The organism is Streptomyces sp. NPDC021080 (assembly GCF_044333225.1).
In the GTDB taxonomy this organism is placed as follows: Bacteria; Actinomycetota; Actinomycetes; order Streptomycetales; family Streptomycetaceae; genus Streptomyces.
Genome location: NZ_JBIRQM010000008.1, coordinates 388,248 through 414,539, shown reverse-complemented (window position 1 = coordinate 414,539; position 26,292 = coordinate 388,248). Strand labels below are relative to the sequence as shown.

22 protein-coding genes and 1 tRNA gene are annotated in these 26,292 nt (G+C 71.3%); 10 read left to right on the top strand and 13 right to left on the bottom strand.

Annotated features, from left to right (window positions below; genetic code table 11):
* The first annotated feature begins 85 nt into the window (after window positions 1-85).
* The gene (locus ACH4S8_RS22345) at window positions 86-3,583 is read left to right on the top strand and encodes a S41 family peptidase (RefSeq protein ID WP_398396594.1); all 3,498 of its coding nucleotides are present in this window, start codon (window positions 86-88) and stop codon (window positions 3,581-3,583) included.
* A 189-nt stretch (window positions 3,584-3,772) separates the two neighbouring features.
* Here ACH4S8_RS22345 and ACH4S8_RS22340 read toward each other — a convergent pair whose 3' ends face one another.
* The 4 genes from ACH4S8_RS22340 to ACH4S8_RS22325 form a co-directional block, all read right to left on the bottom strand.
* Window positions 3,773-3,967 carry a hypothetical protein gene (locus ACH4S8_RS22340; RefSeq protein WP_398396592.1) on the bottom strand — a complete coding sequence of 65 codons (195 nt, stop codon included), beginning with the start codon at window positions 3,965-3,967 and terminating at the stop codon, window positions 3,773-3,775.
* A gap of 197 nt (window positions 3,968-4,164) precedes the next feature.
* Complete coding sequence (locus ACH4S8_RS22335) at window positions 4,165-5,049, bottom strand: SDR family oxidoreductase (RefSeq protein ID WP_398396590.1); 885 nt, start codon at window positions 5,047-5,049, stop codon at window positions 4,165-4,167.
* Window positions 5,046-5,993: an alpha/beta fold hydrolase gene (locus ACH4S8_RS22330; protein WP_398396587.1), complete on the bottom strand. Its 948-nt coding sequence runs from the start codon at window positions 5,991-5,993 to the stop codon at window positions 5,046-5,048. The genes ACH4S8_RS22335 and ACH4S8_RS22330 overlap by 4 nt, the downstream gene beginning before the upstream one ends.
* Window positions 5,990-7,546 carry a flavin-containing monooxygenase gene (locus ACH4S8_RS22325; protein ID WP_398396585.1) on the bottom strand — a complete coding sequence of 519 codons (1,557 nt, stop codon included), beginning with the start codon at window positions 7,544-7,546 and terminating at the stop codon, window positions 5,990-5,992. The genes ACH4S8_RS22330 and ACH4S8_RS22325 overlap by 4 nt, the downstream gene beginning before the upstream one ends.
* Window positions 7,547-7,881: 335 nt before the next feature.
* Between ACH4S8_RS22325 and ACH4S8_RS22320 the strand changes: the two genes are divergently transcribed.
* Window positions 7,882-8,565: a MerR family transcriptional regulator gene (locus ACH4S8_RS22320; RefSeq protein ID WP_398396724.1), complete on the top strand. Its 684-nt coding sequence runs from the start codon at window positions 7,882-7,884 to the stop codon at window positions 8,563-8,565.
* Here ACH4S8_RS22320 and ACH4S8_RS22315 read toward each other — a convergent pair.
* The gene (locus ACH4S8_RS22315; RefSeq protein WP_398396582.1) at window positions 8,553-9,356 is read right to left on the bottom strand and encodes an exodeoxyribonuclease III; all 804 of its coding nucleotides are present in this window, start codon (window positions 9,354-9,356) and stop codon (window positions 8,553-8,555) included. The two genes, ACH4S8_RS22320 and ACH4S8_RS22315, sit on opposite strands and share 13 nt — an antisense overlap.
* A 116-nt stretch (window positions 9,357-9,472) precedes the next feature.
* On the opposite strand from ACH4S8_RS22315, the gene ACH4S8_RS22310 reads away from it, so the two are divergent.
* On the top strand, window positions 9,473-9,949 hold the full coding sequence (locus ACH4S8_RS22310; RefSeq protein WP_398396580.1) for a GNAT family N-acetyltransferase: 477 nt from the start codon (window positions 9,473-9,475) through the stop codon (window positions 9,947-9,949).
* Window positions 9,950-10,140: 191 nt separating this feature from the next.
* Here ACH4S8_RS22310 and ACH4S8_RS22305 read toward each other — a convergent pair.
* The 7 genes from ACH4S8_RS22305 to galU form a co-directional block, all read right to left on the bottom strand.
* A tRNA-Ala gene (locus ACH4S8_RS22305) sits at window positions 10,141-10,214 on the bottom strand.
* Window positions 10,215-10,311: 97 nt separating this feature from the next.
* Window positions 10,312-11,613, bottom strand: a complete 1,302-nt coding sequence (glpR, locus tag ACH4S8_RS22300; RefSeq protein ID WP_398396578.1) for a gephyrin-like molybdotransferase receptor GlpR — start codon at window positions 11,611-11,613, stop codon at window positions 10,312-10,314.
* Window positions 11,614-11,786: 173 nt separating this feature from the next.
* On the bottom strand, window positions 11,787-12,449 hold the full coding sequence (locus ACH4S8_RS22295) for a GNAT family N-acetyltransferase (protein ID WP_398396722.1): 663 nt from the start codon (window positions 12,447-12,449) through the stop codon (window positions 11,787-11,789).
* A gap of 23 nt (window positions 12,450-12,472) precedes the next feature.
* Window positions 12,473-13,012 carry a molybdenum cofactor biosynthesis protein B gene (locus tag ACH4S8_RS22290; protein ID WP_398396574.1) on the bottom strand — a complete coding sequence of 180 codons (540 nt, stop codon included), beginning with the start codon at window positions 13,010-13,012 and terminating at the stop codon, window positions 12,473-12,475.
* Window positions 13,009-13,521, bottom strand: coding sequence for a cyclic pyranopterin monophosphate synthase MoaC (moaC, locus tag ACH4S8_RS22285; protein WP_398396572.1), 513 nt, complete (start codon window positions 13,519-13,521; stop codon window positions 13,009-13,011). The genes ACH4S8_RS22290 and moaC overlap by 4 nt, the downstream gene beginning before the upstream one ends.
* Before the next feature lie 225 nt (window positions 13,522-13,746).
* Window positions 13,747-15,069 carry a gephyrin-like molybdotransferase Glp gene (gene glp, locus ACH4S8_RS22280; RefSeq protein ID WP_398396570.1) on the bottom strand — a complete coding sequence of 441 codons (1,323 nt, stop codon included), beginning with the start codon at window positions 15,067-15,069 and terminating at the stop codon, window positions 13,747-13,749.
* Between the two features lie 5 nt (window positions 15,070-15,074).
* Complete coding sequence (galU, locus tag ACH4S8_RS22275) at window positions 15,075-15,977, bottom strand: UTP--glucose-1-phosphate uridylyltransferase GalU (protein WP_398396568.1); 903 nt, start codon at window positions 15,975-15,977, stop codon at window positions 15,075-15,077.
* A gap of 61 nt (window positions 15,978-16,038) precedes the next feature.
* Between galU and ACH4S8_RS22270 the strand changes: the two genes are divergently transcribed.
* On the top strand, window positions 16,039-16,686 hold the full coding sequence (locus ACH4S8_RS22270; RefSeq protein ID WP_398396720.1) for a 5-formyltetrahydrofolate cyclo-ligase: 648 nt from the start codon (window positions 16,039-16,041) through the stop codon (window positions 16,684-16,686).
* Window positions 16,687-16,873: 187 nt separating this feature from the next.
* Here ACH4S8_RS22270 and ACH4S8_RS22265 read toward each other — a convergent pair whose 3' ends face one another.
* Complete coding sequence (locus ACH4S8_RS22265; RefSeq protein ID WP_398396566.1) at window positions 16,874-19,633, bottom strand: penicillin acylase family protein; 2,760 nt, start codon at window positions 19,631-19,633, stop codon at window positions 16,874-16,876.
* A gap of 199 nt (window positions 19,634-19,832) precedes the next feature.
* Between ACH4S8_RS22265 and ACH4S8_RS22260 the strand changes: the two genes are divergently transcribed.
* The 6 genes from ACH4S8_RS22260 to mscL all read left to right on the top strand — a co-directional run bounded on the left by ACH4S8_RS22260 (window position 19,833) and on the right by mscL (window position 26,216).
* Window positions 19,833-21,419 carry a potassium/proton antiporter gene (locus tag ACH4S8_RS22260; protein ID WP_398396564.1) on the top strand — a complete coding sequence of 529 codons (1,587 nt, stop codon included), beginning with the start codon at window positions 19,833-19,835 and terminating at the stop codon, window positions 21,417-21,419.
* Window positions 21,420-21,857: 438 nt separating this feature from the next.
* The gene (locus ACH4S8_RS22255) at window positions 21,858-23,120 is read left to right on the top strand and encodes an MFS transporter (RefSeq protein WP_398396562.1); all 1,263 of its coding nucleotides are present in this window, start codon (window positions 21,858-21,860) and stop codon (window positions 23,118-23,120) included.
* A 68-nt stretch (window positions 23,121-23,188) separates the two neighbouring features.
* Window positions 23,189-23,506, top strand: coding sequence for an FmdB family zinc ribbon protein (locus ACH4S8_RS22250; RefSeq protein WP_398396560.1), 318 nt, complete (start codon window positions 23,189-23,191; stop codon window positions 23,504-23,506).
* A 306-nt stretch (window positions 23,507-23,812) separates the two neighbouring features.
* Complete coding sequence (locus ACH4S8_RS22245; protein WP_398396558.1) at window positions 23,813-24,691, top strand: S-methyl-5'-thioadenosine phosphorylase; 879 nt, start codon at window positions 23,813-23,815, stop codon at window positions 24,689-24,691.
* Between the two features lie 400 nt (window positions 24,692-25,091).
* A complete protein-coding gene (locus ACH4S8_RS22240; RefSeq protein ID WP_398396556.1) occupies window positions 25,092-25,643 on the top strand; it encodes a hypothetical protein in 552 nt (183 codons plus the stop codon).
* 114 nt (window positions 25,644-25,757) lie between these two features.
* The gene (gene mscL, locus ACH4S8_RS22235) at window positions 25,758-26,216 is read left to right on the top strand and encodes a large conductance mechanosensitive channel protein MscL (RefSeq protein WP_398396554.1); all 459 of its coding nucleotides are present in this window, start codon (window positions 25,758-25,760) and stop codon (window positions 26,214-26,216) included.
* Window positions 26,217-26,292: the final 76 nt, after the last annotated feature.

Sequence of the window (26,292 nt, the reverse complement as noted above, 5' to 3'; positions counted from 1 at the left end):
CCGTGTCCCGCCCGCGCCCTCGTCCCACAACGCGCCCCCCGTTCCACGAGTTGCCGGGGTCACTCCAGCGGAAAAGCATGGGGAGGTGAGCCACGAGCACGAGAACGCGACGACGGACGAGAACTCCCCCGGCTATCTGCGCTTCCCGCATCTGAGCGGCGACCGGCTGTGCTTCGTCACCGAGGACGACCTGTGGCTGTCTCCGCTCGACGGCCGGGGACGCGCCTGGCGGCTCACCGTCGACCGCACCAAGGTCGGCCACCCGCGTTTCTCCCCCGACGGCCGGCGGATCGCGTACACGAGCTGGCGGAGCCTCGTCCCGGAGATCCATCTGGCGCCGGTGGACGGCGGGCCGGGCCGCAGGCTCACCTACTGGGGCAGCGCCGACACCCAGGTGTGCGGCTGGTCCCCCGACGGCGACATCCTCGCCGTCGCCTCGCACGGCCAGCCCTTCTCCTACTTCACCTGGGCCTACTCCGTCCCCACCGACGGCGACCCCGGCCGCAAGCAGCCCTGGGGCCCGGTCTCGGACATCGGTGTCGCCGACATCGAGGGCGAACGGAAGACCCTGCTGCTCACCGGCACACCACCGCACGAACCGGCCGCCTGGAAGCGCTACCGGGGCGGGGCCATGGGCCGCATCTGGCTGCACGGCCGGCAGCTGGTCGCCGAGCTCGGCGGCCATCTCGCCTGCCCGATGTTCGTCGGCGGACGGATCGCGTTCCTCTCCGACCACGAGGGCACCGGGAACCTCTACTCGTGCTCGTACGACGGCTCCGACCTGCGCCGTCACACCGACCACGACGCCTTCTACGCCCGGCACGCCTCCTCGGACGGCACCCGGGTCGTCTACCAGTGCGCGGGCGATCTGTGGATCGTCGACAACCTGTCCCCGGAGTCGGCCCCACGCCGCCTCGACGTCGTGCTGGGCGGTCCGCGCGCGGGACGGCGCGCGTACCCGGTACCGGCCGCCCAGCACGTGGACAGCATCTCCGTGGACGAGACGGGCCGGGCCAGTGCCGTCGTCGTACGCGGCAGCCTGTACTGGCTCACCCACCGCGACGGCCCCGCCCGCACCATCGCGGACACCCCGGGCGTACGGGTCCGGCTCCCGGAGATGCTCGGCTCGGGCGGCCAGGTCGCCTACGTCACCGACGCGGACGGCGAGGACGCCGTCGAGATCGCCTACCTCCCGCGCGCGACCGGCGCCCGCGAGCCGCGCCGCCTCGCCTCCGGCCGCCTCGGCCGCGTACAGGAACTGGTCTCGGACCCCCAGGGCGAACGCCTCGCCATCGCCTCGAACGACGGCCGGCTGCTCCTCCTCGACGCCACCGAGGAGCCCGGGGAGGCGGCCGAACTCGAACTCGCGGGGCTCGACGAGGCGAGTGCGTCCGACGAGACCGATGAGATTGGTGAGACCAGTGAGTCAGGTGAGTCGGTCGAGACCGGCAAGCCGAAAGGGACCGGGGGAACTGAAGCGACTGGTGGGGCCGGCGAGTCGGGCGCGTCCGAGGAGTCGGGCGCGTCCGAAGACACCGGCGGGACCGGGGACGCCGCGAAGCCGAGTCCTGGGGAGGTCGTCGAGCTCATCCAGTCCATCAACGGACCGGTGACGGACCTCGCCTTCTCCCCGGACGGGGCCTGGCTGACGTGGTCGCACCCCGGGATCGGGCGCTCCCTGCGGCAGATCAAGATGGCGCGCATAAAGGACCGGCTGATCGTCGACGTCACCAACGGCCGCTTCGAGGACGAGAATCCGGTGTTCACACGGGACGGCCGCTATCTCGCCTTCCTGTCCTGGCGCGGCTTCGACCCCGTGTACGACGTGCACACCGGGGACCTGTCCTTCCCCCTCGGCTGCCGCCCCTACCTCGTCCCCCTGTCCTCCGCCACCCCCTCCCCGTTCGCGCTGAACCCCGACGGGCGGCCGGTCGCCGGAGGCCTCGACCCGGTCGAGGACGCGTCCGGCGACGGCAGCGCGACGACCGTCGAACTGGAGGGCCTGGAAAGCCGGGTGACCCCGTTCCCGGTCACCGCCTCCAAATACTCGGCGCTGCACCCGGTCTCGGGCGGCGGCCTCGTCTGGCTGCGCTGGCCGATCTCCGGTGCGCTGGGCGAGACGTTCGCCAACCCGGACGACACGACCGGACGTCCGACCCTGGAGTTCTTCAACATCACCAAGGCGAAGAAGTCCGAACTCGTCGACCACCTCGACTGGTTCGCCGTGAGCGGCGACGGTTCCCGGCTGGTCGTCGTCGACGAGGGCGACCTGCGCGCCGCCCCCTCCACCGAGTCCGGCGACAGCGACTCCACCGTCTGGATCGATCTGCGCCGCATCCTGCACGAGGTGGACCCGTGCGCCGAGTGGCGCCAGGCGTACGCGGAGGCCGGCCGCATCATCCGCGCCTACTACTGGGACCCGAACATGTGCGGCATCGACTGGGACGCGATCCTCGCGCAGTACCGCCCGCTGGTCGAACGGGTCTCCTCCCCGGACGAGTTCGCGGACCTGCTGCGCGAGGTGCTCGGCGAACTGGGCACCTCGCACGCGTACGTGAGCCCGGCGCGCCGCAACGAGGGCCCGCCCCACTACCAGCGCTGGCAGGGCCTGCTGGGCGCCAACTTCGTCTGTCGCGACGGCAGTTGGATGCTCAAGAGGATCCTTCCCGGCGACTCGTCCGACTCCAAGGCGCGCTCACCGCTGGCCGGCACCGGAATCCGCGAGGGCGCGGTCCTCACCCATGTCGACGGGCGTCCGGTGGACCCGGTCACCGGACCGTATCCCCTGCTCGCCGGCGCGGGCGGCACGACGGTGGAGCTGACCTTCACCCCGGCGGAGGGCGAGGGCCGCTCCCGCCGGGTGGCCGTGGTCCCGCTGATCGACGAACGCCCCCTGCGCTACCAGGACTGGGTGGCCAAACGCCGCCAGGTGGTACGGGAGTTGAGCGGCGGGCACTGCGGCTATCTACACATCCCGGACATGGGCGGCTCGGGCTGGGCCCAGTTCAACCGCGACCTGCGGATGGAGGTCTCGCGCCCGGCCCTCATCGTCGACGTACGGGGCAACGCGGGCGGCCACATCAGCGAACTGGTCGTCGAGAAGCTGACCCGCACGATTCTCGGCTGGGACCTCACGCGTGACGCCCAGCCGGTGTCGTACGCCTCCAACGCCCCGCGCGGCCCGGTGGTGGCCCTGGCCGACGAAGCGACCTCGTCCGACGGAGACATGATCACCGCCGCCTTCAAACTGCTGAAACTCGGCCCGGTCGTGGGACAGCGCACCTGGGGCGGCGTCGTCGGCATGACCGGCCGCCACCGTCTCGGCGACGGCACGGTCATCACCGTCCCCATGAACGCCGCCTGGTTCGACACGTACGGCTGGTCCGTCGAGAACCACGGCGTCACCCCGGACCTGGAGATCCTGCGCACCCCGCTGGACTGGGCGGAGGGCCGCCACGCCCAGCTGGACGACGCCATCCAGCTCTCCCTGGACCTGCTGCGCACCCACCCCGCGTCCTCCCCGCCGGACCACTCGGACGTGCCCGACAGAAGAAGGCCGAAGCTTCCCCCGAGACCGGACTGACCCCGGAGGGAACGGGTTTCGACGGGGACGCGGCTTCGGGGGCAAGGGATCGACGGGCACCGGATCGACGGACAAGGGACCGGCGGACAGGGGACCGGTGGGCACAAGGACATCAGGGGATCGGCGGGCACGAGGACGGGGCGCCCTCCGTGAAGAGGGCGCCCCGTTCAGGCCGAGCGGATGCGTCGGTCAGGCGTCGTAGTCCTGGTCGAAGCGGTCCTGGGCCTCTCGCTGAGCGCGCTCCGCCTCCGGCGTCGCGTGGTCGCGGCCGGCCGGAGCACGTCGGCTCGCCTCGTCCTGGCGGCCTTCGGGACGCGTCTTCTTCTTGCCGGTCTGCTGCTTCATCCGCTCGGCCTTGTCCTTGAACTGGTCCTGCATGCTCATGAGATTCACTCCTGTTGCGGGTGAGGGATGCGGCCCTCGGCCCCTCCTGAGTGGGGGACCGTTCGGGCCTCGACCAGACTGACACGCAGGAACAGAGCACGCATTTCGGTCAGTCACTCACCGTGAAACGCGCCGGTGGGAGGCAGCCGGGAGCCCTCCGAAGCACCCGGGACACCCCTCCCGCCGACTCCCGCCGCCTAGGGAGCCGTCGACTTCCGCTCCTGTTCGTCGGCCGCCCCGCCGGCCCCCACCAGCCCCGTCCGCACAGCTCCGAGACGCGGCTCGAACCGCCGCATCTCGCGCTGTCCGACCGACCCGATGACGCCCGGCAGATACCCCCGGATCCCCTGCATCCCGCGCAGCCACCACTGCGCGTACACATGAACGGAGCGGCGCTCGATCCCGGCCACGATCCGGTCGACGGCCGGACCGAGCGGATACGTCTTGTTGGACGGCCACGGCAGCCGCTGCCGCAACTCCCGCATCACGTCGTCCTGATCGGCCCCCCGCACCATGTCGGTGTCGGTCCAGGACAGATAACCGACGCCGACGCGCACGCCCTTGTGGCCGACCTCGGCCCGCAGACTGTGTGCGTACGCCTCCACACCGGACTTGGAGGCGCAGTAGGCCGACATCATGGGGGCGGGAGTCATCGCGGCCAGCGACGCGATCTGCAGCAGATAGCCCCGGCTCTCCATCAGGGCCGGCAGGAACGCCCGCGCGGTGACCGCCGATCCGATCAGATTCACCTCGATCACCCGCCGCCAGGCGACGGGGTCGGAGTCCACGAAGGGCCCGCCGCTCGCGACACCGGCGTTCGCGACGACGATGTCCACCTTCCCGAACCGCTCCTTGACCTCCTGTGCGACCCGCGTCATCGCCTCGTGGTCGGTGACGTCGGCGTACCAGTGGTCGCTCTCGCCGCGCAGCCGCTCCGAGACCGCCTTCAGCTCGTCGGCCTCCAGTCCGACCAGCGCTACCTTCGCCCCGCGCGCCGAGAGCTTGCGTGCGAGGAGTTCACCGACACCGCGCGCGGCCCCCGTGACGACGGCGACCTGCCCTTCCAGGCTCACCTTGCTCATGCGCCCTCCTTGATCTCTGCGGTCCGCTCGGCTCCCGCGGTCTTCACGGCGTACGTGGCGACGAGTTCCCGGATGCGGGCCGTCACCAGTTCCGGCGCCTCCACCGGGGTCATGTGCCCGAGTCCCGGCAGCTCGGTGCTGCCGACGCAGTTCGGCAGCGCCGCCACCAGGGCGCGGGCGTGCACGACCGGCGTCAGCCGGTCCACGCTGCCCGCGATCACCGCCGTCGGCACCCTCAACTCCCGTACCCCCGGCTCGAGATCGAGCGTGGCGAGCACGGCCGACCAGGCGTGGCGCACCCTGCGCGGACAGGCGTGCACGATGCGCGCGCACGCCTCGACCATGACGGGGGACGAACCGGGGCCCATGGTCGCGTACTTGAGGATCCGCCGGGCGAGCGGCGTGACGGGCCCGAGCGGCGCGCGCGAGCCGAGCACGGCGCCGGTGAGACGCGTGCGGAGCCGTCCGGCGCGCCAGGGCAGCACCCGCGCCTCCTCGACCAGCCGCGTGCTCCCCGTGCTGCACAGCAGAGCCGCCGCCGCGTGCTCCCGGAACCGCGGCCGCGCCGAGGCCGCCATCAGCGTCATGCCGCCCATGGAGTGGCCCGCGAGCACGGCCTTCTCGCCCGGCGCGAGCGTGGCCGCGAGCACCGCCTCCAGGTCGTCGGCGAGTGCCTCGGTGCTGCACGCGTCGCTCGCGGGACTGCGCCCGTGCCCGCGCTGGTCGTAGGCGATGACCCGGTGGTCGGCAGCGAGGTCGCGGATCTGGGCCGCCCAGAAGGCGGTCGAGCAGGTCCAGCCGTGCGCGAGGACGACGGGCGGCGCGTCCTCGGGGCCGTGCACCTCGACGTGCAGGCGCGCTCCGTCCGCGGAGTGCGCGATCAGTTCCCGTGCCGGCACGGGAGGCGCGTACGCCTCGCGCGCCTCGTGCGTCAGTCGGCTCACGCTCCTGCCTCCACCTTCTTCGTGCGGGTGCTCTTCGTGCGCGGTTCGGGCGTGGCCGCCGGCGTCTCTTCCCGCGCGGGTTCCGCCGCGCGCAGCACGTCGTACTCCCCCAGGTCGACGCGGCGCGTGGCGCCCCGGAACTCGGTCGTCGTGCCGGGCCACACGGTCGTGTTGACGCCGTTGGCGTCCAGGTACCAGCTGGTGCAGCCGCCGGTGTTCCACACCGTGCGCTTCATGCGTTCCTGGACCCGGTGGTTCCAGGCGTCCACGGCCGCGGGGCGGGCGTCGAGCGCCACGCGTCCGCCGAGGACGCCCAGCTGCCGTACGAAGTCCGCCATGTAGTTCAGCTGGGACTCGATCATCAGGATCATCGAGGAGTTCCCGAGTCCGGTGTTCGGTCCGATGATCGTCATCCAGTTGGGGAACCCCGCCGCGGTGGCGCCGCGCAGCGACTTCATGCCGGTCTCCCACGCCTGCGCGAGCGTCCTGCCGTCCGCGCCGACGACCCGCTCGGCGATCGGCATGTCGGTGACGTGGAAGCCGGTTCCGAAGACGATCACGTCGGCCTCGGCCCGGGTGCCGTCGGCGGCGACCAGCGTGGAGCCGTCGATCTCGGCGAGCCCGGAGGCCACCACGTCCACGTTCGGCTGCGTGAGCGCCGGATAGTAGGTGTTCGACAGCAGGATGCGCTTGCAGCCGATCCGGTAGTCGGGCGTCAGCTTCCCGCGCAGCTCCGGGTCCTTCACGGCGCGCGCGATGTTCCGTCTGGCCAGCCGCTCGACCAGGCCGAGCTCGTCGGGCCGCTTGGTGAACGCCTGCACCTGGAGTTCCCGGATGCCCCAGAGAAGTCCCCGCCGGGCCTGCGCCGTGAACGGCAGTTGCCGGTGCAGCCACCGTTCGGCTCCGCTGATGGCCCGGTCGACCCGCGGCATCACCCACGGCGGGGTCCGCTGGAACAGGGTCAGCCGGGCGACGTCCGGCTGGATGGCCGGCACGATCTGGATGGCGGAGGCCCCGGTGCCGATCATGGCCACCCGCTTGCCGCGCAGGTCGTGGTCGTGGTCCCAGCGGGCCGAGTGGAACACCTTGCCGGGGAAGGTGTCGATCCCCGGGACCGACGGGATCCTGGGGTCGGAGAGCGGCCCGGTCGCGGACACGACGACGTCCGCGGTCAGGAACCCGGAGCTCGTCTCGATGCGCCAGTGGAGCCTGTCCGTGTCCCAGGTCATCATCTTGACCTCGGAGTCGAACCGCAGGTGCGGCCGCAGCCGGAAGACGTCCGCCACGTGCTCCAGGTAGGCGCGGATGTGCTCCTGCCCGGAGAAGGTGCGCGGCCATTCGGGGTTGGGCGCGAACGAGAACGAGTACAGGTGCGAGGGGACGTCGCAGGCGCACCCGGGATAGCTGTTGTCGCGCCAGGTGCCGCCGACACCGCCGGCCCGCTCCAGGACCACGAAATCGGTGATCCCTTCGCGCCGCAGTCGTACGGCGGCGCCCAGCCCGCCGAACCCGGATCCGATCACCGCCACCCGTACATGCTCGTGCTCGGTCATCCCGACGCCTCCCTAGCCCGCACGATCCTGCCAGTGAACACTGGCACAATCGGGAGGGTAGAGCAGCTTCGTACTCATGGGTAGGGGTCGTGGCCGGGAAAGTTACCGGGGGTACGACGTAGGGTGCGGACGTGGCCGAGGGATCAGGAAAGCGCGGCGCGCGGACGCGCGAAGAGAGCGCGGAGACGCGGAAGTCCGGCAGGCGCCGGCCGGACGCGCCGACGCGCGAAGCCTCGGAGCCACCCACCGGAGCCGCCCGCCCCGCACCTGCGCCCGGGCCGCCCACCGACGCCGCCCGCCCCGCTCCGGACCCCGGCCGCCGCCGCGAGTACCGCATGGAGGAACTGGCCGAGGAGGCCGGCATCACCGTGCGGACCCTGCGCTTCTACCGGGAGCGCAAACTCATACCGCCGCCCCGGCGCGAGGGCCGCATCGCCTGGTACGACGACACCCACCTGGCCCGGCTGCGCACCATCTCGGCACTGCTGGAACGCGGCCACACCCTGAACGGCATCGCGGAACTCGCCGAGGCCTTCGACCACGGCCGTGACGTCGGCGAACTGCTCGGCCTCGGCGAGCCCACCGAGGAGACCCCGGTCCGCCTCTCCCCCGAGGAACTGGCCGACGTCTTCGCGGGCCAGGCGACCGGCGAGAACCTCGCCGCGGCGCTCGACCTCGGCTACCTCGGCACGGACGGCGGCGAGATCGTGCACATCAGCCGCCGCCTGCTCGACGTCTCGGCCGCCCTGGTCCGCGAGGGCATCCCCCTCGCGGACGTCCTGACGGCGGCCCGGTGCGTCCGCGAGCACACCGAGGCCCTGGCCGAACTCTTCACCACCCTCGTCCTCACCGAGGACCGCACCCCCGACGACCTCCAACGCCTGCGCCCCCTGGCCAAGAGCGTGGTGGAGGCGGAACTGTCGATGGCGATGGACCGCCGACTACGGGATCACCGGGACCCGCGGGAGAACCGGGACACCGGGCCCCACAGGCGCGACGGGGCCGCTCAGAGCTCGTAGACCACCGTGACGGGGGCGTGGTCGGACCAGCGCTCCCCGTGGGTCGCCGCACGCTCCACGAGCCCCTTGACCGCCTTGCCCGCGAGCCCCGGCGTGCCGACCTGCAGGTCGATCCTCCAACCTGAATCGTTGTCGAAGGCCCGCCCCCGGTACGACCACCAGGTGTACGGCCCCTCGGCGTCCGGGTGCAGGGCGCGCACGACGTCGACGTACCCGCCGTCCTCCGGGTCGAGGACGCGGCCGAGCCACTCCCGCTCCTCGGGCAGGAAGCCGGAGTTCTTCCGGTTGGCGCGCCAGTTCTTGAGGTCGGCCTCCTGGTGGGCGATGTTCCAGTCGCCGCAGACCACGACCTCGCGCCCGTCGGCGGCGGCCCGCTCCCTCAGCTCCTTCAGATACGTGAGGAACTCCCCCATGAACCGGACCTTCTCGTCCTGCCGCTCGGTCCCGACCTCGCCCGAGGGCAGGTAGAGGCTCGCGACGGTGACACCGGGCAGGTCCGCCTCGACGTACCGCCCGGTGGAGTCGAACTCCTCGGACCCGAAGCCGATCCGGACGCGGTCGGGCTCGCGGCGCGTGTAAAGGGACACACCCGCGCGGCCCTTGGCGGCGGCGGGGGCGTGCACGACGTGCCATCCCTCGGGCGCACGCACCTCCTCGGGAAGCTGCCCGGGCTCCGCGCGCACCTCCTGAAGGCACAGCACGTCCGCGGAGGTCTCCGCGAGCCATTCCACGAAACCCTTCTTCGCGGCGGCCCGAAGCCCGTTCACATTCACAGAGGTCACAGTCAGCATCCGGGCACGATACTTAATCCGTACGGCCGTCCAGAACTCGATCTACGGCGGCACGGCCGGCCGGCGGCATCACCCGCCCACCCATTCGCCTATCGCACAGATGTACGGTATTACGCATGAATTTCCGCCCGGTCACCTTCGACCACCCCGACGCCGCGAAGCTCAACGACCAGGTCCAGGCCGAATACGCCGAGCGCTACGGCGACGGCGGTGACGCCACCCATCTGGACGCACGGATGTTCGTCCCGCCGCTCGGCCTCTATCTGATCGCGTACGACGAGCGGGACCGCCCGGTGGCCACGGGCGGCTGGCGCACCCAGGACGAGAACGACGAGGGCTACTCGGACGGAGACGCCGAGCTCAAGCGCATGTACGTGGTCCCCGAGGCCCGCGGTCTCGGTCTCGCCCGGCGGATGCTCGCCGCGCTGGAGGAGGACGCCCGCGCCGCCGGCCGCACCCGGATGGTCCTGGAGACGGGCTCCAAGCAGCCCGAGGCGGTCGCCCTGTACGCGTCGAGCGGCTACGAGCCGTGCGCCAAGTTCGGCTACTACCGCTTCCACGAACTGAGCCTCTGCTACGCCAAGGCCCTCTAGCCGCCGGGGCGGTGTCCGTCCGGCGTCGCCCCCGACGGCCCGATCGCGTCCGGCGTCCGCCGGATCCTGGCCGTCGGGCGGCGGCCGAAGGGCCGCCAGCCCCGGGGCCACCGGCGGCAGTTGCCGTCACCGGCTCCCGGGCATGGCAAGAGGCCCGCTCCCACGGATGGGAACGGGCCTCTTTGCTGCGGTGGACCTGTGGGGATTTGAACCCCAGACCCCCTCGATGCGAACGAGGTGCGCTACCAGACTGCGCCACAGGCCCTTGCAACGAGTGAAACTCTAGCATCCCGATCGAGGTGCTCGGTAATCCGTTCCTGCCTGGTCAGCCGGACGGCCGCGGGCACCGGCCGGAACACCCGTCACTCGTTGGCCGCGCGCGGCCGTTCGCCGTCCTCGTACTGGTCGAACAGCGGCGTGCGGCCGCGCTCGCGGGCGCGGCGCGCGGAGGCCGCCCGCCGGGCGTCGCTGCGGCTGTCGTCCGCCGCGTCGGCGTCGCCGGACCCCTCGGAGAGATCCTCGTCGACGGCCGGCGCCGCCTCGGGCGCGCTCGGCTCGGCCGAGCTGGAGCGCGCGGAGCTCCACGCGTCCGGCGCGCCCAGGTCCACGCTGGACGTCGCCCGGGGCGCGACCGGCGCGGTCACATAGGTGGGCAGGGGAACCGGCACCGGGTCCCAGCTGTCCCCCTGGGCGGGAGCGCACTGCCGTTCGCGCTGCTGGTCGACCCACTCGGCGTGGTCGGTCTGCTCGACGAGGGCGCGGCGGTCGGCGGCGAGCGCCAGGAGACCGGGATCGGTGTCGGGGTCGGCGCCCTCCTCCGGTTCGTCCGCCACGGGGTCGACGGGCATCCGCCGACGGGGCTGGCGCTCCCGGAGCCGCTGCGCCGCGGCCTCGGCCCGGCGACGGTCCATCGTGTAGGTGAAGCGCCGTCGCTCCTGGGCACGCAGGTGCATGATGTACGAGCTCAGCATCACGGCCGGCACCGCGGGCGCCCACAGGAACGCGAGCCCGCCCACGGCCGCCACGATCGCGCCGAGGGTGAAGGCGAGGAACAGCAGGACCGTCGTACGCCGACGGCGCGCGAGGACCTTCGTACGCCGGGCCCGCGCTGCGGCCTCCGCCGAGAGCGCCCGGCGCGCGCCGGGCGCGGACGGCGCGGACTGCTGGGACGTGGACTTGGCCGGGGGTCTCGGCGCGGAACCGGGAGGGCCCGGCTGGTGCGGCACTACGGACCGGGCGCCGCCCGAGGTGTCGTACGTGCCGCTCTCCCGGCCGGCCGCGTGCGCGCCCGGTTCCTGCTCCGCCTGGACCGGCTCCGGCACCTGCACCCGTTCCTGTACGTGCGGACGGTGCCGGTCCGTCGCCTGGGGGTGGTCCGCCGCCTGGGGCCGGGTCGGGGATACGGCGAAGGCCCGGACGTCCACCGAATCGGTGACGTCGTCCGGGTCGGCGCTGGGCTCCTCCTCCTCGGCGGAGCGTGCGCGCAGGTCCTTGGCGTATCGACGCTCCATGCCCGCCCGTCCGGACAGCAGCCGGATGGCGGTGCTGAAGCGTTCCGTCGGACGGGCTTCGTTCAGCTCGTCCTGCCTACGGAGCCACATCGGCACCAAGTAGGCGGCCCAGGCCCCGACAATGACTGCGTAGATGAGGCCGCTGCTGCTCACGCCTCACACGGTAGAGGGGTTTGTGTGAGGCCATCTGCCAATTGGGCCGGTGTGTCGCACGATCCGGCTGATATTTCGAGCTTTTTTGGTGACCGATGCGATCAGCAGGCCACCGCGAGCGCGAATTTAATGCCCTGACGCGATCGACGGCCGATCATTTTCGAACACCTATTTCATTTTCCGGCGTTGCCGGGCTTGCTCGGGTTCTGCGAACCGGCCTGTTCCGATCCCACCTGATCCGGCCGGTTCGCCGCGGCACGTCTCCGCCGCCAGCGCGCGAGCAGTCCCTCGGGCACTTCCTCCGCGGTGAGCGCGAAGACGAGATGGTCGCGCCAGGCGCCGTCGATGTGGAGATAGCGCGGGCGCAGCCCTTCCTCCCGGTATCCGAGTTTCTCCACGACCCTGCGGCTGGGCCCGTTCTCGGGGCGAATGCAGATTTCGATGCGGTGCAGTCCGACGGTGCGGAAGCAGTGGTCGCTCACCAGCGCCACGGCCGTCGGCATCACCCCGCGGCCCGCGACCGACTGGTCCACCCAGTAGCCGATGTGCCCGGAGCACATCGAGCCCCAGGTGATCCCGGCCACGGTGAGCTGGCCGACCAGCCGCCCCTGGTACTCGATCACGAAGGGCAGCATCCGGCCCGCGTTGGCCTCGGCGCGCAGGTGGCGGACCATCTGCCGGTACGTCGGCCGGTGCGCGATCGGACCGCTCGGGGTGGGGGGCGGGATGGTCGCCTCCCAGGGACGCAGCCAGTCGCGGTTGCGCCGGTTCACCTCGCGCCAGGCCCGCTGGTCGCGCAGCCTTATCGGCCGGAGGACGACATCGCCGTCCACCAGCTCGACCGGCCAGGATGGGCTGTTCAGCTCGCACCCCCACTGCCGCTGGGTCTGTGGTGGTCGCCGCCGCGGATCTGGTCGACGGCGTGGATCAGGAGGGGTTCCAGAACGGCCAGTCCGTCCCTCACCCCGCCGGTGGAGCCCGGCAGGTTGACGATCAGCGTGCCCCGGGCGACTCCGGCGAGTCCCCGCGAGAGCGCCGCGGTGGGCACCTTGTCCCTCCCGAACGCCCTGATGGCCTCCGGGATGCCGGGGATCTCGTGGTCGAGCACGCGCAGGGTCGCCTCGGGGGTGCGGTCGGTGGGCGAGATCCCCGTGCCGCCGGTGGTGACGATGACGTCGTAGCCCGCCTCGACTCCGGAGCGCAGCGCCTCCTCCACGGGGTCCCCGTCGGGCACGACCCACGGCCCGTCGACCGCGAAGCCGGATTCCGCGAGGCCCGCGGCGACCAGAGGGCCGCCCTTGTCCTCGTACACACCGGCGGCGGCACGGTTGGAGGCCGTGACGACCAGGGCGCTGTAGTCCGCCGACAGTGCCTCTCCGGTGACGGTGCCGCCGCTCATGCCCGGCTCCAGTCGCCCGATTTACCACCCGTCTTCTCTTCCACCCGTACGTCCGTGATGACCGCCCCCTTGTCGACAGCCTTGACCATGTCGATCACGGTGAGGGCCGCCACACTGACCGCGGTGAGGGCTTCCATCTCGACGCCCGTGCGGTCGGTCGTCTTCACGGTGGCGAGGATCTCGACGGCGTCGTCCGCGACCGACAGGTCAATCCTGACACCGGACACCGACAACGGGTGGCACAGCGGGATCAGGTCCGGCGTGCGCTTGGCTCCCATGATCCCGGCGATGCGGGCGGTGGCGAGGGCGTCGCCCTTGGGGACTCCTTCGCCGCGCAGCAGTTCCACGACCCGCGGAGAGACCAGGACCCGGCCGCTCGCGCGCGCGGTGCGGGCGGTCACGTCCTTCCCCGACACGTCGACCATGCGGGCGGCGCCGGCCTCGTCGATGTGCGTCAGTCGGTTCTGCGCGGGGGGTCCGGAGGTCTCCCCCCGGGACGGAACAGTCATGTGCGTGGGCGCTCCCGGTCAGGGCCCGTCGCGGTGCGGCGCGTGGGCCTGGTGTGCCCGACACGTTACCGCCAGCGCGCCCACCGCTACGCCGCCCATGAGGGGGCGTGCGCCCCTCGCACGCCCCGGGCACCCTGCGGCGGGGCCCGGGGCGTGTCCGCGAAGTTCCACTTGCCCGGGGACGCCCGGCATGTTCCGGGGCCGACGCCCGCGCGGGGCGGCCGGTCAGCCGAGGAGCACCACCTCGACCTCGGCGCCGGGCTCGACCGAGGTGTCCTGCTCGGGGACGACGATCAGCGCGTCGGCGTGCGCGAGGGCGGCGACCAGGTGGGATCCGGCGCCTCCGACGGGCGTCACGGTGCCGTCCGCGTAGGTGCCGCGCAGGAACTGGCGGCGCCCCTTCGGCGAGGTCAGTGCCTTGTCCGCGGAGAGCTTCGCCCTGGTCGTGGGCCGGTGGACGTCCGGCAGTCCCATCAGGGTGCGGATCGCGGGGCGCACGAAGAGCTCGAAGGAGACGTAGGACGAGACGGGGTTGCCCGGGAGCGCGAGCAGCGGGGTGTGGTCGGGGCCGATGGAGCCGAAGCCCTGGGGCTTGCCGGGCTGCATGGCGAGGGTGCGGAAGTCGATGCCGCCGCCCTCCTCGTCCTCGTCGGCGACCGACGACAGTGCTTCCTTGACGACGTCGTAGGCGCCGACGCTCACTCCGCCCGTCGTGACCAGCAGGTCCGCGCGGACGAGTTGGTCCTCGATGGTCGAGCGCAGGGTCTCGGCGTCGTCCGCGACGGCGCCGACGCGGTACGCGATGGCTCCCGCGTCACGGGCGGCCGCGCACAGCGCGAAGCTGTTGGAGTCGTAGATCTGGCCGGTGCCCAACTCCTCGTCGGGCTGGACGAGTTCGCTGCCGGTGGACAGGACGACCACGCGCGGGCGGGGGCGCACCCGCACGGTGCCGCGGCCGATCGCGGCCAGCAGGCCGATCTGCGGCGGGCCGAGGATGGTGCCGGCTTCGAGGGCGCGGTCGCCCGCCTTCACGTCACTGCCCTTGGCGCGTACGTGCGCGCGTGCCTCGGCCGGCCGGTGGACGTGGACCTGTCCTCGGGCGCCCTCCGGGGACGTGCTGTGCGCGCGCATCCCGGAGACCGGTCCCTCGCCGAGGCCTCCGTCCGTCCACTCGACGGGGACGACGGCTTCGGCTCCGGGCGGCAGCGGGGCGCCGGTCATGATGCGGGCGGCCTGGCCGGGGCCCACGTAGGGCTGGTCGGCCTGGCCTGCCGCGACGTCCCCGACGACCGTCAGGACCGCCGGGAATTCCTCGCTCGCGCCCGCCACGTCCGTGACCCGGACCGCGTACCCGTCCATGGAGCTGTTGTCGAACGGCGGCAGGGAGACCGGCACCGTGACGTCCTCGAGCAGGACGCAGCCCTGGGCGTCGAGGAGTTGGAGCTCGATGGGTTCGATGGGGCGGACGGTCGTGAGGATGTCCTCCAGGTGCTCGGCCACCGACCAGAGGTGCTCCTGGCCGGTGGTGCGGGTCGCGGCGCTGCTCAAAGTCCCTACATCTCCTCGGCTACGTAACTGCGAAGCCAGGTCCGGAAGTCCGGGCCCAGGTCTTCACGTTCGCATGCGAGTCTGACAATGGCACGCAGGTAGTCGCCGCGGTCCCCGGTGTCATAACGGCGGCCCTTGAAGACGACGCCGTGCACGGGGCCGCCGACCTTCTCGTCCGCGGCGAGCTGCTGGAGGGCGTCGGTGAGCTGGATCTCGCCGCCGCGGCCCGGCTCGGTCTTGTGCAGTATGTCGAAGATGTGCGGGTCGAGGACGTAGCGGCCGATGACGGCGTAACTGCTGGGCGCGTCCGCCGCGTCCGGCTTCTCGACGAGGCCGGTCACCTTGACCAGGTCCCCCTCTTCGGTGGCCTCGACGGCGGCGCAGCCGTAGAGGTGGATCTGCTCGGGCGCGACCTCCATGAGCGCGATGACGCTGCCGCCGCGCTGCTCCTGGACCTCGACCATGCGGGCCAGGAGGGGATCGCGGGGATCGATCAGGTCGTCGCCGAGGAGCACGGCGAAGGGCTCGCGGCCGACGTGCGGGGCCGCGCACAGGACCGCGTGGCCGAGGCCCCTGGGATCGCCCTGGCGCACGTAGTGCATGGTCGCGAGGTCGCTGGACTCCTGGACCTTGGCGAGCCGGCTCGCGTCGCCCTTCTTCTGGAGGGCGGATTCCAGCTCGTAGTTGCGATCGAAGTGGTCTTCGAGAGGGCGCTTGTTGCGGCCCGTGATCATCAGAACGTCGTCCAGACCCGCCGACACGGCCTCTTCGACCACGTACTGGATCGCCGGCTTGTCGACGACCGGCAGCATCTCCTTGGGAGTGGCCTTGGTGGCCGGCAGGAACCGGGTGCCGAGGCCTGCCGCGGGAATGACAGCCTTGGTGATCCTGGGGTGCGACTCAGTCATGTCCGCAACCATAACCGGTCGCTATGTGCAGAATCTGTGGTTCCGGTTAATTCACGATCATATGAGCGGATTAAGAGAACTACAGGAGCCACCTGTGAAAAACTCCGGACCTGAACCAGAGCCTGACAAGCGAACGTTGCGACGGGAATTCCTGTCGGTGAGAAACGGGTTGACGGCCGATGACGTGCGGGAGACCGCCGCCGCGCTCGCCGTCCGCGCCCTGGAGCTGCCCGAACTGGCGCGGGCCCGCACGGTGGCGGCGTACGTGTCCGTGGGGAGCGAACCGGGCACCCTCGCGCTCCTGGACGCGCTCCACGCGCGTGGGGTGCGCGTCCTGCTGCCGGTCCTGCTGCCGGACAACGACCTGGACTGGGGGGCGTACACCGGGCCGGACTCCCTCGCGGAGGTCCGGCACGGCGGGAAGATGGCCCTCCTGGAGCCCGCGGGCGGGCGACTGGGGCCGGAAGCCGTCCAGGAGGCCGACGCCGTTCTGCTGCCCGGCCTCGCCGTCGACGCGCGCGGGATGCGACTGGGGCGCGGCGGAGGCTCGTACGACCGCGTGCTCGCCCGTCTGGAGCGTTCGGGCGCCGGCCCCGCGCTGGTGGTGCTCCTGTACGACACCGAAGTCGTCGACCGGGTCCCGTCGGAGGCGCACGACCGGCCCGTCCACGCGGTGGTGACCCCCTCCGGCCTCCGCCGCTTCCGCTGACGGACGGTGGGCGGCAGGCGGCAGGCGGCCGAACCGGGAACGGCTGACGGCTGACGGCTGACGGCTGACGGCTGACGGCTGACGTGAAAGTGGCCCTCCACGCGTGCGTGGAGGGCCACTTTCGCCGGACACCGGCTTCAGGGCGTCGAGTACCGCGAGGACGCGGGCGCCGACGCCCCTCGAAGCATCAGGGCTTCAGGACCAGGGTGTCGCTCGTCTTCTCGTCGACGGCCTTCTTGCTGAAGGCCCACGGCAGGAGTTCGCCCTTGGCCCACAGCTCCGTCTGGTCGGTGTAGTGCGCGCTGTAGGCGTGCCCCGAGGCGCCCGAGAGGTTGATCCACTTGGACTTGTCGAGGTCCCCGAGGTTGACGACCATCCGCATCGAGGGGACCCAGATCACTCCGTAGCCGCCCGCCGCGTTCCAGCCGGTCGCGTTGACCGTCGCCTCTCCGCCGCTGAGGTTCCAGGGGCCGCGGTTGAGCATGTACTGCAGGAAGCCGGGGCCTTCGGTACCGAGCGTCTGGTTCTTCAGGAACAGGCGGTGCAGCCGGCCCCAGCTCCAGGTGTCGATGTCCTTGCCGAGCTTGGCGGTCAGCTCCCAGCGGGCGTCCGCCATGGCCCGGCCGAACAGCTTGTCCCGGTCGGTGGACGCCTTTTCGGTACGCGTCCGGGGCAGCTTCCACCAGTCGTTGTGCTCGTCGTCGATGATCTTGCGGATCACCTCGAACCAGCGGTCGCCGCCGTCCGGCTGCGCCTGGTCCGGCTCGCGTTCGCCGCACTCGCGCACCGTCTGGTCCTCGTCGGCGGGACCGGTGGTGTCGGCCCGCTCGACCCACAGGCACTGGCCCTTGACCCGCAGCTCCTTGGGCAGCTTGTTGCCGAAGGCGAGCTTGAGGATGTTGCGCCAGGTGGCGTTGAAGTAGGCGGCCGCGGCGGAGTCGGAGTCCTGGGTGTAGTCCCAGCCCTCCAGGAGCTTCTGCGCGTCGCGGACGTCCTTGTCGGCAACGTCGATCTTGAGCAGCTTGGGCACGATCAGCTTGGCGATCTCGCTGCTGTTGTCGAGCTGCATCTGGCGCATGTCATCGGTCGAGATCTTGGCGCCGCCCTTGGTCTTCGCCTCGATCAGATCGGTGATCCGCTGGCTGCGGGTGCCGTAACCCCAGTCCGTGGTGAGCGTGTACGGGTACTTGTCCGGGTCGACGACCGCCTGGTTGGCGGTCACGATGTAGCCGCGCCTGGGGTTGTACTCGTACGGCAGCGCGGACTGCTTGATGTAACCGGTCCAGCGGTACTTGGAGTCCCAGCCGGGCGAGGGCAGCGAGCCGTCGTCGCCCTTGGCGCGCGTGGGGATCTTGCCGGGCAGCGTGTAGCCGATGTTGCCGCTCGCGCCGGCGCCGTCGGCGTAGATCAGGTTCTGGGACGGCACCTCGAAGGAGGCGGCCGCCTTGCGGAACTCGGTCCAGTTCGACGCCTTGTCCATCGCGAAGACGGCGTCCATGGTCCTGCCCGGGTCCAGCGCGGTCCAGCGCAGTGCTATCGCGTAGCCGTCGCCGCGGTCGGGCGCTCCGGCGTCGACCGTGGCCTTCTTTCCGACCTGGACGAGTTCGTCGTCACGGTCGGAGAGCAGCGGCATCCCGTCCTGGGTCTGCCGGACGACGATCGTCTTGGCGTCACCGCCCGCGACCTTGATCGTCTCCTTGCGGGTCGTGAACGGCAGCACCTTGCCGTCGTACTCGTAGCCCTCGCCGGTGATCTTCTCCAGGTAGAGGTCGGTGACGTCGACCCCGGAGTTGGTCATGCCCCAGGCCATGTCCGCGTTGTGGCCGATGACCACACCGGGCATGCCCGCGAAGGTGTAACCGGTGACGTCGTACTGGCACTTGGCGGAGACCTTGGTGCAGTGCAGGCCCATCTGGTACCAGACCGAGGGCAGCGACGCCGACAGGTGCGGGTCGTTGGCCAGCAGCGGCTTGCCGGTGATGGTGTGCTTCCCGGCGACGACCCAGGAGTTGGATCCGATGCCGTTGCCGTTCACGCCGACGGCGGTGGGCAGGCCGTCGAGGACCTTGTAGAGCCCCGAGAGCTGGCTCTGGAACCCGGAGGGCGCCGCGGTGTTGCCCGTGAGCCCCGTGCCCGCCGTGGTCGTCGACGCGGCGTCCGAAGAGGTGTACGTCCCGGTGACGCTGTCGTACGAGCCCTCGCGGACGATCGTCTTGTTCCGGCTGTACGGGTACTCCGGGTACAGGTCCGCGATCTGCTTCGGGCCGAGCCGGCTCGTCATCAGGGAGCGGTCGATCTCTTCCTGCATGTTGCCGCGCAGGTCCCAGGCCATGGCCTTGAGCCAGGACACCGAGTCGACCGGGGTCCACAGGGTCGGCTTGTAGTCGTTGGTGAAACCGAGAGCGGCGTACTCCAGGGAGAGGTCCTTGCCGCTCTTGCCCTTCAGATAGGCGTTGACCCCCTCGGAGTACGCGTCGAGGTACTTCTTGGTGGAGGCCGACAGCTTGGTGTCGTACTCCTTCTTCGCGATGCGGTCCCAGCCCAGCGTGCGCAGGAACTCGTCGTTCTTGACCTGGCCCGAGCCGAACATCTCGGACAGCCGGCCCGAGGTCATGTGACGGCGCACGTCCATCTCGTAGAACCGGTCCTGCGCCTGGACGAAGCCCTGGGCCATGAACAGGTCCTCGTCGGACGAGGCGTAGATCTGCGGGATCCCGTTGCCGTCGCGCTGCACGGTCACGGGCCCCGACAGGCCGTCGAGCTGAAGGGAGCCCTTGGTCTGCGGGAAGGAGGCGCGCACCGTGCTGACGCTCCAGTACGCGCCGAAGGCGATGCCTCCGATGATGGCGAGAACCAGGACAATCAAGAACAGTCGGGCTTTGCGCCCCTTCTTCCTGCCGGACTTGCCGGGCTGCTGGCCGGAAGAGGCGGTGGTGTTGGGGGGCATCGCTGTCCTTGCTGTCCTAACGCGAGCGGCAGGCGGTCCTGGAGTGCTGGGGCAACCATAGGCGCAGGGCCCACCGCGCCTTGACGCGGACTAGGAAACCGGGAAGCACGACCGTTCGATCTTGCCTCCGGGAACGTCAAGAAAACGTCAAGAGTTAGGTAAGGTAACGAAGTACTTGCACCGAAGTGGCCGGCTTCCGGTGCCCGGATCCGGGCTCCGCCCCCGGCGGACCGGATCGGCGAGAAAGGACCAGCCCCTGACTGTCCACCACCTCAACCAGCTCCTGCTCGTGTGCTCGCTCGTCCTGCTCATCGCGGTGGCGGCGGTCCGGATCTCCTCACGCAGCGGGCTTCCCACGCTGCTCGTCTATCTGGGGATAGGCGTCGCGATCGGCCAGGACGGAGTCGGTGACGTCCACTTCAGCAACGCCGAACTGACCCAGGTCATCGGGTACGCGGCCCTGGTCGTGATCCTGGCCGAAGGCGGTCTCGGCACGAAGTGGAGGGAGATCAGACCGGCCCTGCCGGCGGCCTCCGCGCTGGCGACGGTGGGCGTCGCGGTGAGCGTCGGCGTCACGGCCGCGGCCGCGCACTTCCTGATCGGTCTGGAGTGGCACCAGGCGCTCATCATCGGGGCGGTCGTCTCCTCGACGGACGCGGCCGCGGTCTTCTCCGTCCTGCGCAAGATCCCCCTCCCCTCGCGCGTGACGGGCATCCTGGAGGCCGAGTCGGGGTTCAACGACGCTCCGGTGGTCATCCTGGTCGTCGCGTTCTCCACGGCGGGCCCGGTGGAGCACTGGTACAGGCTGATCGGCGAGATCGCGCTGGAGCTGACCATCGGCGCCGCCATCGGCCTCGCGGTCGGCTGGCTGGGCGCGTACGGACTGCGGCACGTGGCACTGCCGGCCTCCGGCCTGTACCCGATCGCCGTGATGGCCATCGCCGTCACCGCGTACGCGGCCGGCGCGCTCGCCCACGGCAGCGGCTTCCTCGCCGTCTACCTCGCCTCCATGGTGCTCGGAAACGCGAAGCTGCCCCACTGGCCCGCCACCCGCGGCTTCGCCGAGGGGCTCGGCTGGATCGCCCAGATCGGCATGTTCGTCCTGCTCGGCCTCCTGGTCACCCCGCACGAGATGGGCGACGACATCGTCCCCGCGCTCCTCATCGGCCTGGTGCTGACCATGGTGGCGCGGCCGCTGAGCGTGGTCGCCAGCCTGCTGCCGTTCCGCATCCCGTGGCAGGAGCAGGCACTGCTGTCCTGGGCGGGGCTGCGCGGCGCCGTGCCCATCATCCTGGCGACGATCCCGATGGTGAGCGGCATCGCGGAGAGCAAGCGGATCTTCAACATCGTCTTCGTCCTGGTCGTCGTCTACACCCTCGTCCAGGGCCCGACGCTGCCCTGGCTGGCCCGCAAGCTCCGCCTCGGGGAGTCCCCCGCAGCCGCCGACCTCGGCATCGAATCGGCACCCCTGGAGCGGCTGCGCGGCCATCTGCTGTCCGTCGCGATCCCCGAGGGGTCGCGCATGCACGGTGTCGAGGTGGGCGAGCTGCGACTGCCTCCGGGCGCGGCGGTCACCCTCGTCGTCCGCGAGGCGAAGTCCTTCGTGCCGATGCCGACGACGGTGCTGCGGCTCGGCGACGAACTGCTGGTCGTGGCGACCGACCCGGTCCGGGACGCGACCGAGAGACGCCTGCGCGCGGTGGGCCAGGGCGGCAAGCTCGCCGACTGGCTGGGCATCGGCGACGGCGGGACGGAGCACCGGACACAGCACCGAACAGGCCTGTGACCGACCCGTCCGGCTTCCGGGCTTCCGGGCTTCCGGGCTTCCGGGCTTCCGGGCTTCCGGGCTTCCGGGCTTCCGGGCTTCCGGGCTTCCGGGCTTCCGGGCTTCCGGGCGGATTCTTGCGAAACGCCGGACGCGCTTCTTACGGGACACCGATCGAAGCCCTTACAAACATCGAACGCGTTCTCGAAAACGAGGGCATTCGCAGGGTCGCGACCGCACAGTGCTCTTTTTCACAGGCCCGGCACGACACCGACCCCCTGTACGATGAACGCACACCTTGATCGAACCAACTCTGCCTGACGCAGAGCTGGCGCGACCGTATGGCGGCCGAGACGTCCTTCCGCAGGGGACGCCGGTATCTACCGCAGATCCGCGCAAGAGGACAGCTCTCGGCGCCCCCGCACGGGCGCGCTACCAGGCGGCAGAAAGGCACGGGCCGTGGCATCCACGGTCACCTCCCGCCCTGGGTACGGACAACTGCTGCGCACCCGCGGCGCCTGGACGTTCCTGCTCCCCGGCTTCGCCGCCCGTCAGCCGTTCGCCATGCTGACGATCTCCATCGTGCTGCTCGTGCAGCACACCACCGGCTCCTACGGAGCGGCCGGCGCGGTCGCGGCCGTCACCGGTGTCTCCATGGCACTGTTCGCGCCCTTCACCGGGCGTCTGGCCGACCGGCACGGACAGCGGGCCGTCCTGCTGCCCGGCGTCCTCGTGCACGCCGTGGCCGGCTTCTCCCTGACCGCGCTCGCGCTGACGGGCGCCCCCCTGTGGGTGCTCTTCGTCGCCGCCGTGCCCACCGGTGCCTCGGTGCCGCAGATCAGCCCCATGGTGCGGGCCCGCTGGGGCGTGAAGCTCCAGGACTCGCCCCTGATGCCGACCGCGGCCGCCTTCGAGTCCGTCACGGACGAGCTGACCTTCGTCTTCGGCCCCCTGCTCGCCACCGCGCTGTGCACGGCCGTCGCCCCCGCCGCGGGCCTGCTGACCGAGGCGACGCTGACCCTGGTCGGCGGTCTGCTGTTCGCCGCGCAGAAGAGCACACAGCCCGCCGTCTCCGCCGCCGGGCACGCACGCGTGGAGCACGGTTCCGCTCTGCGGATCCCCGGGGTGCGCGTTCTGATCATGACCTTCCTGGGCATCGGCTCCGTCTTCGGCGGCATGCAGGTCTCGCTGGCCGCGTACAGCGAGTCGATCGGCGAGCCCGGCCTGAACGGTGTCCTGTACGGCGTCTTCGCGGCGGGCAACATGCTCTCGGGCATCGTCTGCGGCGCCGTCGCCTGGAAGGTGGCCCCGCAGCGGCGGCTCGTCCTCGGGTACGCGGCCCTCGCGCTGGCCGCCTCCGGGCTGTGGGCCGCGAACTCGGTGATCGTGCTCGCCGGGCTCGGCCTCGTGGTCGGCATGTGCATCGCCCCGAGCCTGATCACCGGCTACACCCTGGTCGAGAGCCTCGTTCCGCAGGGCGCCCGCACCGAGGCCTTCACCTGGCTCACCGGTGCCGTCGCGCTCGGCCAGGCGGCGGCCGTCACGGTCGCCGGACAGCTGGAGGACAGGCTCTGGGGCGGCGCCGGGTTCCTGGTACCGATGGCCGGTACGGCACTGGCTCTGGCGACCCTGGTGGCACTGCGTTCACGCCTCGCCCCAGGGGCCCCGAGCCGCGCCGTCGCACGTGGCGTCGGTCACCGCGTGCCGGTGACAGTGGACTGATCTCGCGGAATACGTCAGTATGGACCGTCGTTAGCACTCACTGAGTGAGAGTGCCAGGAGGAAGACAAGTGCCGACCTACCAGTACCAGTGCACCGAGTGTGGCGAGGGCCTCGAGGCGGTGCAGAAGTTCACCGACGACGCCCTGACCGAATGCCCCAGCTGCAACGGCCGCCTGAAGAAGGTGTTCTCAGCCGTCGGCATTGTCTTCAAGGGCTCCGGCTTCTACCGCAACGACAGCCGCGGCTCGTCGTCGAGCAGCTCGCCCGCCTCGAAGCCGTCCACGTCCACGTCCTCGGACGCGAAGTCCTCGTCGTCGGCGTCCGCCTCGTCGTCCTCGGACGCGAAGTCGTCGGGCACCAGCTCGGCCGGCAGCTCCGCCGCGTAGGGACTCCTCGGTCCGCCGGGGCTCCCGTCCCGGCCGGCCGTCGCCGTCGCCAGAAGGCCCATCAGGCCTCACAGGGCTCGATTTCACGGGACCCCGTCGTCGTACGACGACGGGGTCTTCGGCGTTCTCCCGGCACGGGCCCCGCCCTCTTCGGCGAGTGGGTCTTCGGCCGTCTTCCGGCACGGAGTCCCCGGCCCGCTTCCGACATGGAGTCCTCGGCCTGCTTCCGGCACAGAGTCCCCGGCCCGTTTCCGGCACGGAGCCCTCGGCCCTCTTCCGTCCGGGACAGCCCGTAGGGTGCCGTTCATGGCGAACACGGAGAACCCACAGACCCCGGCCGGGGAGCAGCCGACGGCCTTGGCCGAGATCGGCGTCATCGGCGGCTCGGGCTTCTACTCCTTCCTCGACGATGTGACCGAGCTGCAGGTGGACACCCCCTACGGGCCGCCCAGCGACTCCCTGTTCCTCGGCGAGATCGCCGGCCGGCGGGTCGCCTTCCTGCCCCGCCACGGCCGCGGCCACCATCTGCCGCCGCACCGCATCAACTACCGGGCCAACCTGTGGGCGCTGCGCTCCGTCGGCGCCCGCCAGATCCTCGGCCCCTGTGCCGTCGGCGGGCTGCGTCCCGAGTACGGGCCCGGAACCCTGCTCGTTCCGGACCAGTTCGTGGACCGTACGAAGTCACGGTCGCAGTCCTACTTCGACGGGCTGCCGCTGGCCGACGGCACGGTGCCGAACGTGGTGCACGTGTCGCTGGCCGACCCCTACTGCCCCGTCGGCCGTACGGCCGCCCTGGAAGCGGCCCGCGGACGGGACTGGGAGCCGGTGGACGGCGGCACGCTCGTGGTCATAGAGGGCCCGCGTTTCTCCACCCGGGCCGAATCGCTCTGGCACCAGGCGCAGGGCTGGTCGGTGGTCGGTATGACCGGGCACCCCGAGGCCGCGCTCGCCCGCGAACTGGAGCTCTGCTACACGTCGTTGACGCTGGTCACCGATCTCGACGCGGGCGCCGAGAGCGGCGAGGGCGTCTCGCACGACGAGGTGCTGAAGGTGTTCGCGGCGAATGTGGACCGGCTGCGGGGCGTTCTCTTCGACGCGGTCGCCGGGCTGCCGGAGAACGCGTCGCGGGACTGTCTGTGCACAAGGGCGCTGGGCGGGATGGACCCCGGCTTCGAGCTGCCGTAACGGCGTCCGGCCTGCCGTGGGGGCGTCCGTCGGCCGTGGTGGTACCCGTCGGCCGTGGCGGTACCCGCCTGCCTCGGCGGCTTCCGCCGACCGTGACCGAATCCGCTTCCGCCGACCATGGCGTCTTCCGCTTCCGCCGACCGTGACGACTTCCGCGCCGCCCTGCGTCCAGGGTGGCGCGGAAGCGCCGGGAGCGGGTCCGGACGCGGACCGGAGCGGGGCAAGAGCAGGACGACGGCGAAAGCGGGGCGGGTGCGAGAGCGGGGGCGCGGGTGGAATCTCTCGTTCGGGTGAGGGAGTTGTCCACAGTCCCCGGGTGATCCACGGGCGCCTGCGGGCTTCGCCGCGAGGCCTCATCGTGGGAGCGCAAGCCGGTCCCTCGTCGCAGGTGGTGGTCACCATGGCAGAGCTCTCGCAATTCATCCGCCCGCCGGGCGCGGACACGCCTCCGACGTGCGAGGTGCCGCAGTTCGCGCCCGTCCGTGTGCGGGGCGGGCGTTGTCGGCTGCCGCTTCTCACACGGCACAGGAGGCGGGCGGTCGCCGCCGGACTGGCGATGACGGCGGCCGCGCTCGTGGCGGCCGGTCCGGGCGATGCCGGGCGGGCACGCGGACATCCGGCATCCATGCCCTCCACGGCTTCCGCGTCCGCCTCCACCGCGGCCTCCGCACCCGTGCACGGACCGGGCCCGGCCGAGACGGTGAGGGCGCCGGTCCGGATCACGGACGGCGCCACGGTGAGCCTGCTGCGTCCCGGCGACCGGGTCGACGTGGTCGCCGCGGACGGCGGCGGCGCGGTGCGAGTGGTCGCGGCCGGGGCGCGCGTCACCGGGGTTCCGGATGTCGGCACCACCGGCACCGGAGCACTGGTCGTCCTCTCCGTCCCGCGCGCGACGGCCGTGCGGCTGGCCGGCGCCGGCACCACATCACGGCTGGCGGTGACGCTGCGATGAGTGACGAAACCGTGTCAAGTCCCTCCTTCGAGCCACCCAGTTGGATCACCCCGGCGCGCCCTGCCGTAGGTTGCGGAGCTGTTTGTTCCACAACCTGCGCGGAGGGGCCCCCTAGTGAGCAACAATCATCAGCCCGGCGTCTGGGAGGGCTTCAAGGCCTTCATCATGCGTGGCAACGTCATCGACCTGGCTGTCGCCGTGGTCATCGGCGCGGCCTTCACCAACATCGTCAACTCCGTGGTGAAGGGCATCATCAACCCGCTGGTCGGCGCTGTCGGCACGAAGAACCTCGACAGCTACAGCTCCTGCCTGGAGGGCCCCTGCGAGAACGCCAAGGGCATCCACCTCATGTGGGGCTCGGTGCTGGGCGCCTCGCTCCAGTTCCTGATCACCGCCGCCGTCGTGTACTTCCTGATGGTGCTGCCGATGGCCAAGTTCCTGGCCCGGCAGGCCGACCGCCAGAAGGCGAAGGAAGGCACGAAGGAGGTCCTCGAGGTGACCGAGCTGGAGGTGCTGAAGGAGATCCGCAACGAACTGATCGCCCAGCGCGGTCAGGGCCACCGCCAGTACTGACGGCTCGTCCCCGGGCGTACACGCGGGGACCCGACAGGCGTCGGCACCGGGAGACCTGGGGCCGGAATTCCCGAAG